At 40.6% G+C, this 14,025-nt stretch carries 9 protein-coding genes and 1 pseudogene; 4 read left to right on the top strand and 6 right to left on the bottom strand.

Annotated features, from left to right (window positions below; translation table 11 throughout):
- Positions 1-458, top strand: a pseudogene (locus TOL9009_RS43925) (RNA-guided endonuclease InsQ/TnpB family protein); the annotation flags it as partial.
- A gap of 311 nt (positions 459-769) precedes the next feature.
- Here TOL9009_RS43925 and TOL9009_RS0127840 read toward each other — a convergent pair.
- Positions 770-1,120, bottom strand: coding sequence for an STAS domain-containing protein (locus tag TOL9009_RS0127840; RefSeq protein WP_029636501.1), 351 nt, complete (start codon positions 1,118-1,120; stop codon positions 770-772).
- A 298-nt stretch (positions 1,121-1,418) separates the two neighbouring features.
- On the opposite strand from TOL9009_RS0127840, the gene TOL9009_RS0127835 reads away from it, so the two are divergent.
- Positions 1,419-1,619, top strand: coding sequence for a hypothetical protein (locus tag TOL9009_RS0127835; protein ID WP_029636499.1), 201 nt, complete (start codon positions 1,419-1,421; stop codon positions 1,617-1,619).
- 100 nt (positions 1,620-1,719) lie between these two features.
- On the top strand, positions 1,720-2,352 hold the full coding sequence (locus TOL9009_RS0127830) for a DedA family protein (protein ID WP_029636497.1): 633 nt from the start codon (positions 1,720-1,722) through the stop codon (positions 2,350-2,352).
- 288 nt (positions 2,353-2,640) lie between these two features.
- Here the strand turns inward: TOL9009_RS0127830 and TOL9009_RS0127825 are convergent, their stop codons facing one another.
- The 5 genes from TOL9009_RS0127825 to TOL9009_RS0127805 form a co-directional block, all read right to left on the bottom strand.
- Complete coding sequence (locus TOL9009_RS0127825; protein WP_029636495.1) at positions 2,641-3,843, bottom strand: argininosuccinate synthase; 1,203 nt, start codon at positions 3,841-3,843, stop codon at positions 2,641-2,643.
- 209 nt (positions 3,844-4,052) lie between these two features.
- Positions 4,053-4,199 (bottom strand): PIN domain-containing protein, encoded by a 147-nt coding sequence (locus TOL9009_RS49740; protein ID WP_260675954.1) that lies wholly within the window; start codon positions 4,197-4,199, stop codon positions 4,053-4,055.
- Positions 4,200-4,260: 61 nt separating this feature from the next.
- On the bottom strand, positions 4,261-6,291 hold the full coding sequence (gene ligA / locus TOL9009_RS0127815; protein ID WP_029636492.1) for an NAD-dependent DNA ligase LigA: 2,031 nt from the start codon (positions 6,289-6,291) through the stop codon (positions 4,261-4,263).
- Between the two features lie 196 nt (positions 6,292-6,487).
- On the bottom strand, positions 6,488-8,086 hold the full coding sequence (locus tag TOL9009_RS0127810; protein ID WP_029636491.1) for an HlyD family efflux transporter periplasmic adaptor subunit: 1,599 nt from the start codon (positions 8,084-8,086) through the stop codon (positions 6,488-6,490).
- A gap of 226 nt (positions 8,087-8,312) precedes the next feature.
- The gene (locus TOL9009_RS0127805; RefSeq protein ID WP_029636489.1) at positions 8,313-11,306 is read right to left on the bottom strand and encodes a peptidase domain-containing ABC transporter; all 2,994 of its coding nucleotides are present in this window, start codon (positions 11,304-11,306) and stop codon (positions 8,313-8,315) included.
- Between the two features lie 1,074 nt (positions 11,307-12,380).
- On the opposite strand from TOL9009_RS0127805, the gene TOL9009_RS0127800 reads away from it, so the two are divergent.
- The gene (locus TOL9009_RS0127800; RefSeq protein ID WP_029636487.1) at positions 12,381-13,622 is read left to right on the top strand and encodes a calcium-binding protein; all 1,242 of its coding nucleotides are present in this window, start codon (positions 12,381-12,383) and stop codon (positions 13,620-13,622) included.
- The last annotated feature ends 403 nt before the right edge of the window (positions 13,623-14,025 follow it).

The following is a 14,025-nucleotide window of genomic DNA, read 5'->3' as shown; positions in this document are numbered from 1 at the left end:
GGAAGCAACACAAGAAAGTTGCGGATAAAAGGAAAGACTTTCACTTTAAAACCGCTAACAATCTGTTGAAAATATGATGTTATTGCGGTTGAAGATTTGAATGTAAAAGGACTTGCACCTACCCGATTAGCTAAATCTATTACGGACGCTGGAGGGCACGCGCTTTCTGTCGATACTACAAATCAAAGCCGAAAATGCTGGATTATGTGTTATCCTTTGTCACGCGTCTGGCACAAGTCAAGATTGCTCTAATTGTGGTGTGAAAGTTTCTAAAAAGCTGCACGTAAGATGGCATGACTGTCATAATTGTGGATGCAGTTTAGATCGCGATCATAACGCCGCGATAAATATAAAAAATAGAGCGGTAGGGCATTCCGTTCTCAAAAGCCAAGAGCCTCCTCAGCGATAGCCGGATTGTCTTGGAAGCCTACACTGTACCCGTCATCGGGTCAGTGTAGGAGATGTCACTAGGTCAGATGAAAAGCTTGAGGCGTGCTTAATTAAAAAAATATGCTAAAATAATTAACTCTGTGGAAGTAGTTGCTGCTTACTTATTGCCTAAAACTAAACAAGCATAAATGGCTTCAAGGAAGGGATACAGGGGGTTGTAGTTCCCCCGTTCAGGGTTACTCCTAAATAGGTTTTATAGACAATGTAATATTTGCCTATAAAATTTACAACTATAAACACTCATGTTTATTTAGAGTGTCATTGGTAGTCCAAAACTTGCGCGATCGCCTCACCATTATTCTCTCTATGAGATATAATTTCAGCCTACTACAACCAAACTACTATCCTTGACAATGGTGAATATATCTTGGTAAGTATCAAAAATTTCAAAAACAGAGTCCAGTTGGGTAAGTTCCAAAATTAACCGCACAGAAGCCGAACAATTGCAAATAACCAAGCGACAACCACTTTGTCGGGCTATTTTAAGTCCTTTTACTAAGGGAACCAAGCCAGAACTATTCATTAAATCCACTTCAGCTAAATCAATAATCCAGAGTTGATCACGCTGAGGCTTCACAGTAGCCATTTGTTCGCTCAAAGCCTTACCACCTTCCAAGTCTATGCTTCCTTGGGGTTTGAACAAAATCACTTGACATTCTTGTGCGATCATGAATTTAAGAGGGTAGTGGGAAAACTTCAAAAAAATACAAAAACAACATTAATACTGCTTTTCTTTCAATCAAAAGTTTACTTGCCTTACCTTATACCAAGGTAAGTATAGCAATCCTTTTAAAAGAGATATCGTCAGTATTCATGCCGTATAATTTGTGTTAACTTTCATTACTATAGGCATAAGCCTCAAAGAAATTCGGTAACATCCGTATCTTTTACGAAATTTTTATGTTTTTCGTAGAGATTTATAAATATTTTATAAATATTTGGAATTTTGACACCGTAAATCTGCGGATATGATATATGTAATAGAAAAACTAGATAAAAAACTCCACCCACAAGGGGATGGAGTTTTAGGGCATGGGGAATGGGGCATGGGGCATGGGGAAGAAGTTACCAATGCCCAATGCCCCAAGCGACGGGGCGACTATCCCTCTCCACCCACAAGGGGATGGAGTTTCCCGTCGCTTTCAATAAAAATGAATATTAATTATTGAATTTTGTCTATATAACAAGCGGAATTTAATTGACACACCACCGATAAAAGAGCAAAGATAGATAAGAATAGTAAAAATTTGTTTCATATGGCGGTGCTGGATGTCTTTTGAGTTTATGTCGCTAGAAAACATTCAGGAAGTTGCCCACCAGTATGGTTATTGGGCTGTTTTTTTGGGAATTTTGCTAGAAAATTTAGGAATTCCTCTTCCTGGTGAAACCGTGACTATAGTCGGTGGGTTTCTTGCTGGCAGTAATGAATTAAATTATTGGCTAGTTTTAGGTAATGCGATCGCCGGTGCTGTCATTGGTGGTATTTGCGGCTATTGGATTGGTAGAATTGGCGGTTGGTCTTTTTTGCTGCGAGTTGGTAGCATTTTTCGGATTTCCGAACAGCGGCTACTGAAAATTAAAGATACATTTAGTGAAAAAGCTGGTAAAGCTGTATTTTTTGGGCGCTTTTTGGCATTGATGCGAGTTTTCGCTTCGCCACTAGCGGGTATAGTGGAAATGCCCTTTGGTAAATTCTTTTTATATAACTTAGCGGGAGCAATTACGTGGGCTAGTGCAATGGTGACATTAGCTTTCTTTGCGGGAAAAATTGTTCCTTTAGAACAACTGGTTACTTGGGCAAGTCAATTTGCGATCGCTGCGTTGCTAATCCTGGTTGCAGTCATAGTTATACCACTGTGGTTGGAAGCTAGGCAAACTAAGGAATTAGAGAGTGGGGAGTAGGGAATGTTGTTAGTGGTTGGTTGTTAGTTGTTGGTTGTTAGTTGTTGGTTGTTAGTTGTTGGTTGTTAGTGGTTGGTTGTTAGTTGTTGGTTGTTAGTGGTTGGTTGTTAGTGGTTGGTTGTTAGTGGTTGGTTGTTAGTTGTTGGTTGTTAGTGGTTGGTTGTTAGTGGTTGGTTGTTAGTTGTTGGTTGTTAGTTGTTGGTTGTTAGTTGTCAAAAAGCACTTCTAATCACCATCGACTAACCACCAACAACCATCCACTATCCACTATCCACTAACCACTACCTACTAATCTCTTCCGCGTTGTGCCCAAATACGTGTTGGTAGTCCCCAAACGTAAATAAAGCCTTCAGCTGCTTTATGATCGAATTGGTCTTCGGCTCCGTAGGTTGCCAAATCTGGTGTGTAAAGGGTATTTTCAGAAGTACGCCCGACTATCGTGGCGTTACCCTTAAACAGCTTTAATCGTACAGTTCCAGAAACTCGCTCTTGAGTTTTTTGAATAAACGCATCCAATGCCGCTTTGAGTGGACTGTACCACAAACCGTTATAAACCATTTGGGTATAAGTTTCTTCGATACCACGCTTGTAATGGGTGATATCTGCGGTTAAAGTCAGGCTTTCTAAATCTCGGTGTGCTTGAATTAATACTAACATTGCGGGTGATTCGTAGATTTCCCGCGATTTAATACCTACCAAGCGATTTTCTATCATATCAATCCGCCCGATACCGTGGCTGCCGGCTGCATTGTTGAGTTGTTCAATTAGGGCAACTGGGTTTTTAGCTTCACCGTTGAGGGTGGTAGGAATACCTTGAGTGAAACCGATTTCAATGTATTCTGGTTCATTAGGAGTATCAGCGATCGCTTTCGTCATCTGATAAATTTCTTCTGGTGGTTCAACTGCGGGATCTTCCAGAACACCAGCTTCTATGCTGCGACCGAGCAAATTTTTATCAATACTGTAGGGGGATTTCTTTTTCACCGGCGAGGAAATACCAAAACGTTCGCCATAAGCGATGGTTTCTTCACGACTCATTCCCCATTCCCGCGCTGGGGCAAGTATCTTCAGATTCGGGTTCAGAGCAGCACAGGACACATCAAAGCGTACCTGATCGTTACCTTTGCCGGTGCAACCGTGAGCGATCGCATCTGCACCGTATTTTTCTGCGGCTTCTACTAATATCTTAGCAATCAGCGGACGAGCAAGAGCAGTTCCCAAAGGATAGCGATTTTCATAAAGGGCATTTGCTTGAATTGCTCCAAACGCGTAATCTTTAATAAATCTATCCTTGACATCTGCCACCAGAGATTCACTTGCACCCGATTTTAAAGCTTTTTCTCGAACTGGCTCTAATTCATCTCCCTGACCTAAATCTGCTGCTAGCGTAATCACTTCTTCTACACCCCACTCATGCATGAGGTAGGGAATGCAAACTGAGGTATCTACTCCACCAGAATATGCCAGAACAACCTTTTTGGCGCGACCCATTCAAAACTCCTGATAGCACAACAAAATGATGAGTCAATATTATCTAACTAATTTGCTCTTCAAAATATACTTATTTCATCACATTTGCGTTATGTAAAAATTATAGAGCGATCAACAGTGTTTGAAGACAAGACGATGCAGAATCTACACATTGACGAGAAAAAGAGCGATGTCTTGCGACAAGCCGCTAAGGCGTCTACGCAGGCTTACTACACAATTTGCACTGTTTGAGTGTTAATTTGTGTTACATTATTGAACCTAACATCATTCGTAAATAACATTGCATTCAATCTTTGTGCAGTTGCAGCAATGATTGCGTCAGGAAGCCTAAGTTTATATTGTTTGCGAACTACCACTAAAGCTAGGGGAAATGCACTGGGGATTCGTCTTAAATTTCTCTGGGTTCTCTGCGGTTCGTTACTCCCCCACCAATTCCAACAATTGCGCTTCACTCAACTGCGTAATTCCCAAACTTTCAGCCTTTTCCAACTTAGAACCCGCATCTTCCCCCACAACTAAATAATCAGTTTTTTTACTCACAGATTCCGTGACTTTACCACCATTTTTCTGAATCAAGGCTTTCGCTTCATCCCGTTTCAAAGTTGGTAGCGTACCCGTAATTACAAAAGTTTTCCCCACCAACTTTTGATTATCCGATGTCAGCGTAACTTCCCCAACGAATTGTAACCCCGCAGCTTGCAACCGTTCAATTAAAGTTTGATTTGCAGCAATGTGGAACCATTGATAAGCAGATTGAGCAATTTCTGCACCGATACCGTAAATTCCTTCAATATCTGATTGCCTTGCTTGTGCTAATTTTTCCACAGAGGGAAACTTCTCAGTTAATAATTGGGCATTGACGCTGCCAACATGACGAATGCCTAAACCATATAATACCCGCGACCAAGGTTGATTTTTACTACAGGCGATCGCACTCACCAATTTTTCTGCTGATTTTTTCCCCATCCGCTCTAATTCACAAAACTTGTCTTCTGTCAAGTCGTACAAATCAGCAACCGAATGCACCACACCTTTATCAACGAGTTGATGCACCAGTTTTTCCCCCATACCGCGAATATCCAACGCATCGCGACTGACCCAATGTTCGATCGCACCTTTGAGGATAGCAGCACAAGAAGCATTAACGCATCTCGTCACTGCCTCGCCCATTTCCCTGACCACAGGTTGGTTGCATACTGGACAATGGGTAGGCATAACAAACGGTTTAGTGTCGTCGGGACGAAGTTCTTTGAGTACCCTCAACACTTCCGGGATAATTTCTCCAGCTTTGCGGACAATGACAGTATCGCCGATGCGGATGTCTAATTGGGCAATGCGATCGCTATTATGTAAAGTAGCCCGTGATACAGTCGTCCCCGCTAGTTGCACTGGGCGCATTTCTGCCAAAGGCGTTAACGCGCCAGTTCTGCCAACATTCACCGCAATATTTTCCACGCGGGTAGGTGCTTCTTCGGCTGCGTATTTGAGTGCCACAGCCCAGCGGGGAAACTTTTGCGTAAATCCCAACTGTTCTTGCAGCTTAAAAGAATTCAGCTTTACCACCACCCCATCAGTCATGTAATCTAGATTCAGCCGTTCTGTATCCCAATGTTGATAATATTCAGCAACTTCGGCATAAGTTGCACACAGATGCTTGTTTGGGTTGACGCGAAAGCCGATATTTTGCAGCAATTCCAAAGCTTCCCATTGAGTATTAGCAATACTTGCATCATCTAATCCTGGAATGTGCAGCGTGTAAGCAAAAAAATCTAACTGCCGTTGCGCGACAATGCGAGAGTCTAATTGCCGCAGTGTACCAGCTGTAGCGTTGCGGGGATTGGCAAATAACTGTTCACCAGCTGCAAGCCTTTGGGAGTTAATTTGCTTAAATACTTCTAAAGGTAAAAACGTCTCACCGCGAACTTCCACCCGTTCAACGTTTTCTAACCCCGACATATTCAAGCGTAACGGAATTGAGCGAATTGTTCGCACATTTTGGGTAATATCTTCACCAGTTACACCATCACCTCTAGTCGTTCCTCTGACTAAAACGCCATTTTCGTAAGTCAGAGCCAAAGCATTACCATCAATTTTCAGTTCGCAGACATATTCTACCGCATCTATGTTCGGTGTTTGACGTCGCCAACGCCGTTCCCAAGCTTGCAACTCATCAACATCAAAGGCATTCTCCAAACTATATAGGGGAATGTTGTGCCGCACCGTGGTAAACTGTGTAGCGGGCTTCTCACCCACGCGCTGAGTGGGACTATCTGGGGTGACAACTTCTGGATGCTCAGTTTCCAATTGTTGCAATTCTCGATACAGGCGATCGTAAACTGCATCCTCTATTATGGGAGAATCGAGGACGTAATAGGCATAGCTAGCTTGTTGTAGTAATTGCCGCAGTTCTTGAACTCGCTGTTTAACCTTCAACGTCAGTGATTCCACGGAGTTGGTCTCCACTTAAAAAATCTAAATTTTCATTTTAGTTTTACTTCTAGCATTTTCCACAGCTTCTGACATCAGCATTTATGTATATAACGGTTCCCAGGTGGATGAAGTACAGAACAAAACCTCACCCCAACCCCACATAAGCGACAATGGTGCGTTAACGCATCCAAACTCAAAGGAAATTATAGTTTTTCTAACGAACTTCCTTCAAGGTTTCAATATGCTTGGTGAATAACTGGGTAAACAGGCTAATAATACTTCTTTCTTCGCGTACCTTAATATTAGCAGTGATAGACATTCCTGATTGCAAGGATATATTTCTACCTTGCACATTTAATGATTGCCTGTTCAACTTTATTTTGATAGGGAAGCGATAATATCGATGGTTTTCATCTGGTGCTAATGCATCTGATGCGACTGAAGTTATTTCTCCTTTAATATCACCAAATTCGCTAAAGGGAAAGGAATCTATTCTGACATCTACTTTCATCCCTTCTCGCACAAAACCAATATCCTTATTAGTAATAAAAGCCTCGGCAATAAAGCTATCATTTGGCACTATTGAAAGTAGTTTTTCGCTTGATCTGGTTACAAAACCATGATTATTTGCTTGTAAGTCAAAAATAGTTCCAGATACAGGTGCATGAAGTTTTTGATACTTTATATTTGTTTGTGCTTGGGAAATTTTACTATTCACATCAGCTAGTCGTTTTTCATTCTCTAACAAAACCTTAGTAAGTTGAGTCTCTATCTCGGCAATTTGCTTTTTATTATTAGTGATTTTTTCCCAATTATTTTTCTGAGAAGCCGCAACGGTATTTTTCATCTCTTGCTGTCCTTGTTCAATATCAAGTTGTAGACGTTGCTGTTCTTCTAATAATTGTGCTAGTTGTGCTTGAAGATTTTGTACATTTTTTTTTTGTTGCAAATACTGTAACTGCGAAATTCCCCCTTGTTGTGATAAAGTTTTTAGTTTACTGACAATTTGTTCTTCAATAGCTAAAGTTGCTTTTGTATCACTAATTTTAACTTCAGTCTGTGCTAATTTTTTCTTGATTTGTTCAACTTCTAACCTTCCTGCTGCTGCACGAGTATCTAATTCGGTTTTTGTTGTGGTGAGACGTTTTTGCTCATCTATTCCCAAACCTAAAATATTCCCTGAATTTCCTAATTCTTGGCGTAATAATTCATTTTCTGCCAGTAAAACTGTATGAGTTTTTAACAAAAAAGAAGTTTCTTTTGATAAGGAACTTTTTAACAACACACCTTCTGTAACAGCCGCAGGAGTTTGGATTAACTGACGATAAATCTGATTTTCCTGCATTAATGCATTACGTATTTTTTGCAGTGAATTTAATTCAGCATCCGTAGTACTAGAATCAAAAATGAGTAACAAATCTCCAGCTTTTACATGTTGTCCATCTTTAATATAGATATCTTTAACAACCCCACCTACTGGTGCTTGAATTTCTTTGACTGCACCTTCAGGTTTTAATTGTCCTGTGGCTGGAACTACTTGTTCAATTTTAGCAAAACAAGCCCAGATGATGCCAAAGCAACCTAAACCCATCATAGTCATCATTATCGCACGAGACCAAACAGGAGATTGGCGCAATACCACAGATTGTTCAAATTTAGAATCTGGAAAATTATTTGCAGATGATTTAGTTATAAGTGATTTAGGGGTTTCAGATTCAGTAGTCGATATCTGCGATTCTAAGGCTTTTATTGTATGTTTATACTTGCCGTTACTATATTTACCATTGAGTTGATTTTTATCTAGTTGAGTCATAGTAATAAGAAGTTATTGATTATTAGTTATTAAATCCCGTCTATATTGAAATACTTTTCAAAGTAGACATGGTTTAGTTATTAGATAGGAATTACCGGAAAAATAAAGTACTAATTGGTTGTAGGGTGTGTGACGCTACGAGAATACATTGTTTTATTGAATATCATTTCTAGCATCACACACCAATAATATTTGTGGTTACTTATCAAATCCTAACTTGTCCGAATTACAAGTTCATTTCTTGCTGATTATAGAGGTAGAAATAATGACCTTCTATTGCAATTAATTCATGATGTGTTCCTTGCTCAACCACCCTACCAGCGTCCATGACAACGATTGTATCTGCATGTTTGACAGTATTCAAACGGTGAGTAATGAAGAATACTGTACTATTTTTAAATGCCTTGGCTAAATTGAGACAAACTTGCCGTTCTGTGACATAATCTAAAGCACTAGTTGCCTCATCCAAGACTAATAACTTTGGTCTTTGTAAAACAGAACGTGCGATCGCAATTCTTTGTCTTTGTCCACCTGACAGCGATCCTCCACGTTCCCCGACCTTGGTATTGTAACCATTAGGTAAGTCCATAATAAAGTCATGGGCAGCGGCAATTTTAGCAGCTTCGATAATCTCCTCTGTTGTTGCGTCAGGATTGGTAAGAGCAATATTGTCTTGAATTGTACCTTCAAACAAGAGTGTATCTTGGGGAACAAATCCGACTTGTCGTCGTAGTGAATATAGTTCAACTTTAGATATATCATATCCATCAATTAAAATTCTACCCGACTCTTGTTCGTACAATCGAATCAAAAGTTTTGTCAGAGTACTTTTTCCTGCACCACTTTGTCCGACAATGCCAATAAATTCACCCGAATTAAAATCAAGACTAACATTACAAAGTTGCAGAGGACCATCACTTTTAAAGCGGAAGTAAACATTTTCATAACGAACGGCACCAGAAATCGCTGGCAAAGGAATATTATTACGATCTTGTTCTGCTTCTTGTGGTGTATCAACAATATCGCTTAAACGCTCTAATGATAAAGCTGTTTCTTGAAAACTCTGCCAAAGTTGTGCTAAACGTAAAATTGGGCTGGTAACATAACTAGAAATAATCCGAAAAGCAATTAATTCACCTAAAGTTAATTCTCCCTGAACTACTAAATACGCTCCCATCCACAAAACTAATAAACTACTGAGTTTGTTAAGAAAATTACTGGTAGAATTTGCCAGGGTGGAAGTTATTACAGTTTTAAACCCAGTTGATACATAATTAGCGTAACGCTCTTGCCAAGAAAAACGCGATCGCAATTCAATATTTTGAGCTTTGACTGTTTGAATTCCGGAAATTATCTCAACTAAGTATGATTGTGTTTCCGCATTTCTTTCGGCTTTTTCACGTAACTGCTTCCTCACTATGGGGGAGGTAATAGCAGTCAAAATGATAAATACAGGTATAGTTGCTAAACCGACTAGGGTTAGTTGCCAGCTATAAAATAACATAACGATGATATAAATCACCGAAAATAGAGCATCTAAACCCACAGTTAATGCTGTGCCTGTCAGAAATTTACGAATATTTTCTAATTCATTAATGCGGGTAGATAGTTCTCCCACTGGTCTGCGTTGATAATAACTTAGCGGTAAACGCAGTAAGTGGTCAATGATTTCTGACCCCAAACCCATGTCAATCCGATTGGTAGTATCGACAAATAAGTAGGTTCTTAATGTAGTGAGTACAACTTCAAACAAACCAACAACTAATAGCAAAGTTCCAAAAATATGCAGTGTATTAACACTATTTTGAACAATTACTTGGTCAATTATTATCTGAATAATCAGAGGATTTGCTAATGCTGCTAGCTGCACAAAAAATGAAGCGCAAAAAACTTCTATAAGTATGCGACGGTAACGCGATAAATAGGGAATAAACCACTCTAAACCAAACCTTTTTTGGGGTGTGCTTTTAGTAGCATTAAGTAATAACACCCTTAATCGAGGTTGAGAATTGCTTTCTTCTACTTCTAATTGAGCGAGTAGTTCTTTGGGTTTAAAGCGCTGGATGCCTTCAGACGGTATTCCCAAAACTATAACTTTTTCGCTGGCTTCATATAAAACTGCAAAGCTGTTTTCATAACGAATTAGAGCAGGTGCGGGAATGCGCGTTATGCTACTTAAGCTTAAGGATACATCAATTAGTTGTGCCTTAAGTCCTAACAACTCTGCAAGATAAGCGCAAACCTGAAAAGATACTGTAGGGGAACGTTTATTATTCTCATTTAAAATACGGTTGATAATCTCTCGTCTAAAGGGCGTTTTCAAATGTTTTGATACCATTTGAAAACAAGCGATCGCCGAATTTAACTCCCCTTTACCATGAACAAATGGATATTTTCTTTTCTGCTGTTTATCTTCAAAGATATAATTAGTTACAGCTTCTTCTTCAGATGCATAGGGAATCTCAATTTCGTCTAATTTTTCTAGCTGATGATCTTGTATCTGATATTGTTGGTAATTGTGAAACAAATCTGACTCACGCAAACCGATTAAACGTGCTGCTATTTTCCCTACAACTTCTAATTTTTCACAATTGAGCAATTCTATCGGTGAACCAGGAGAAACATTTTTGACTGTTCCACCACCACTAACAAACCAAACTCTTTTGCTATCTAATTGACTAGATAAAGTTTTTCCCGGTGGTAAATAATGTACTTTTGCTCTTAACAAAGCATTTTGAGCGAGTTCTTTGAGATTCACTCCAGTATTTGCTTGAACCTCTTTTTGATCACTCAGAACATCAAATATTTCCACTAAGTGACACCGACTCTTACGAACTTCTGCAAAAGCTGGATACCTGGAAAGCAATTGTAAGTATTTGCCAGAATCCAAAGTTAAACATGTGACTTCACTCGATGCGATCGCAATTTCACATGCAACTTGTCGCAAAATTCCAATTTCACCTAAAACCTCTCCAGATTCGAGAAATTTTAAAGTAGTTGGTACTTGAGTGCCTGGGTCATGTGCTAGTAAACGAACCTTCCCCTCATAAATGATTGTGATGCGATCGGGTATTCTCTCTTTTCCTAGAATCCTCTGACCTACACGATACCGAGTAGGATGAGTATTTTTTAATAAATCAGTAAGCTCCTCACTTGGTAATTGATCGCAACCTTCAAGCTTGGCAATAAAGTCAGCAAAGTAATCCGTAGCAACAGACATACCAATTTTCCAACTGGAATTTTTTAAATTTAGCTTTGAGTTTGGGGTCTGTATGCTCTAAGAAAGAATTTATCGGGTTTGTATCTGGTATTACTGAATTAAATCACCTAAACTCCAATCTGGCGTATCTATCTAAAGGCTGATTTCTTACTTGAAAAAGGGATTCTTTACTGGGGACTGGGAAAACTTGCTTATAGGATTCAGACCCCAACCAAGTTTTAAAGAAAACGGAAGTGCCTTTTCCCCAGTAAAGAGTCCCTAGTCCCGGAGCGCCAGGATTCCCCGACTTGCACACGGGGAAGTCGGGGAATCCTGGCGCGACCTGTTGATTTTAATGTATGTCTTGATACTGTAAGGCTTTTACGTAGTTTTTTTTTGATGAGAAAATTCTCATTTTTTGGGATTGACAAGCCAAATCCAGGGAACTATGCTAATTGTGTAGAAAAAACTGAATTTTCTTCTGATTTTGTAAATTTTATCTGTTCTTTTATCTTGCTGGTAAAGGGAGTTTAACTCCTTGTTTACTGCGTATTTAGATAAAAACTATTAATTTACAAAAGAAATTGTGTTCTAATCTGTAAAGCTTTAGGAAGACTTGCAAAGAATCAAAAACGATACTTGAGTAGGTACAGCGCAGGGAGTCTTAACTTCTGAGGGTGTTGCGTATCTACTATTATGGTTGCAAACCATGAAAAATGTTCGTCGATTCTAATTTATCGGGTTTGATTTAACTGGTATTTAAATCATCCATTCATCTCTTGCACTGGCTAACGAAAGCTTTGATTTTTTCAGGATAGCTAGCTTGACGGTAGTATAACTTCAAGTCAGCCTTACCGTGGGGGAAGTCCCTATAGGTCTGGATGAACTTTGATACACAACAAGCATGTTAGCGGAGCTTGGCGTTAGCCATAAATAGTTCTTAGTCTACTGACTTTACTGAAAGTCTTTGTCACCCCTCTCTCAACTTGAAGCCGGGGGGAAAGGAATAGTGACAGTGAAAAGAGACTTTGTTTTCTATTGTGCATCTACATCTACTAAATTGCAAATACTTTTTTGAAACAGGAAATTATAACTATGGCGGTAAGAAACGGAACAGAACAATCTGATACCCTTACGGGGACTGGGAATGCTGATACGCTTCGCGGCAATGGCGGGGATGACACCTTATATGGTTTAGGGGAAAATGACCTCCTTCGAGGTGGAAACGATAAGGACGAACTGTATGGTGGAGGTGGTGCCGACAGACTATTTGGGGATGCAGGCGAGGACTCACTATTTGGTGAAGCTGGCAATGACACCCTTTATGGTGGCACGAACGCTGATGACATCTTAGATGGCAAAGACTTCATCGATGGTGGTGCTGGTGCTGACTGGGTCTATGGTGGTTTTGAGGATACTGCACAGGGCGGTGCGGGTAATGACACCGTAATTGGTAGCTTCTCTAATGACGCGCTGTATGGCGATGACACAGAAGGTACTATTCCGGGTGGTGCTGACTACATTGATGGTGCAGAGGGTAATGACACTCTTTATGGTGAAGGTGACAGTTTGGCTTCCGGCGGTGCTGATACCCTCATTGGTGGCGCTGGTGATGACAGCCTTTACGGCTATGCCGGTAATGACTCCCTCGTGGGTGGAGACGGTATTGACTACCTTGATGGAGGCAATGGCAATGACATTCTTGATGGTGGAGAAGGTTCTAGCACCCTTTTGGGCGGTGCTGGCTTAGAAACCATCAGAGGTGGCGTTGATGGTGACTACATCGATGGTGGTGAGGGAGCTGACAACCTTAATGGTTTGGGTGGCAATGACACCATCTATGGCGATCTCGGTGTCGATGAAACCCTGGCTGGTAATGATGTGATTAATGGCGGTGCTGGCGATGACTTCATCGATGGCGGCGCAGGTGTTGACCGCGTGATTGGTGGTGCTGGCGTTGACCTTCTCTTTGGCGGAGAAGACTCAGAAACCCAAACCGCACGCGATACGCTAACCGGCGGGGCTGATACTGATTTCTTCCAATTGCTATTCACAGACTTTGTACCAGAGCCACCCCAGCCAGGAGAGCCAATCATATCTCCTCCTGCTGGCGACTGGATCACCGACTTCCAAAATGGTACTGACTTCTTCTTCGTTGAGGGTGTTGAATTTGAGGATTTAGGATTCCAGAACGCCACTATTAATGGAGTGAGTGGTACTCGAATCTACGTTCTGACAGAAGGCGTGAGTCCTGCTCTATCGGAAAACTTAGCCTTTGTAGAAGGGGTGAACCGTGGAGTCTTCGATGTCTCAGATTTCGTTGTTGAGCCTATCTAAGAAATGGGCAACCAGGTGGTGTATTTGGAAAACAGCCAAATAGCACACACCTGAGCCTAAGGAGATTTCCTAGCTTAAGAGATGGGTAACTACAGGATTTTACTTGGTAACAACCTAGCACGCGCCTGATAAATTGCCCTTAGACCGGAGAGTAGCAGCGTCGTCAGAATTCGCTTTTGCTACTCTTCGGAACCACATTCAGTAGGTGGACAGAAATATTTACAGCCATTCAGCGTAAAGCCTTCGGCATAGGTTCTCTTGCCTGGAGCGTCTTTGCAATCTCAAAGTGCAAGGGAATTGCGTCATTCCGCTTCATTAGCTGCGGACTTTGTGTAATTAATTCTGTCCGACTAGTTATTTTAATCTCCAGTTTTTCCTAAATGGAAGAATTCGAGAAGAAACT

This window comes from [Scytonema hofmanni] UTEX 2349, assembly GCF_000582685.1.
In the GTDB taxonomy this organism is placed as follows: Bacteria; Cyanobacteriota; Cyanobacteriia; order Cyanobacteriales; family Nostocaceae; genus Hassallia; species Hassallia hofmanni.
This window is presented reverse-complemented; position numbering and strand designations above follow the sequence as displayed.

Excerpts from the sequence above, each read along its gene's own strand:
- TOL9009_RS0127810 (WP_029636491.1), bottom strand. The coding sequence starts at position 8,086 with ATGACTCAACTAGATAAAAATCAACTCAATGGTAAATATAGTAACGGC.
- TOL9009_RS0127830 (WP_029636497.1), top strand. The coding sequence starts at position 1,720 with ATGTCTTTTGAGTTTATGTCGCTAGAAAACATTCAGGAAGTTGCCCAC.
- TOL9009_RS0127825 (WP_029636495.1), bottom strand. The coding sequence starts at position 3,843 with ATGGGTCGCGCCAAAAAGGTTGTTCTGGCATATTCTGGTGGAGTAGAT.
- TOL9009_RS0127805 (WP_029636489.1), bottom strand. The coding sequence starts at position 11,306 with ATGTCTGTTGCTACGGATTACTTTGCTGACTTTATTGCCAAGCTTGAA.
- TOL9009_RS0127835 (WP_029636499.1), top strand. The coding sequence starts at position 1,419 with ATGATATATGTAATAGAAAAACTAGATAAAAAACTCCACCCACAAGGG.
- TOL9009_RS0127840 (WP_029636501.1), bottom strand. The coding sequence starts at position 1,120 with ATGATCGCACAAGAATGTCAAGTGATTTTGTTCAAACCCCAAGGAAGC.
- TOL9009_RS0127800 (WP_029636487.1), top strand. The coding sequence starts at position 12,381 with ATGGCGGTAAGAAACGGAACAGAACAATCTGATACCCTTACGGGGACT.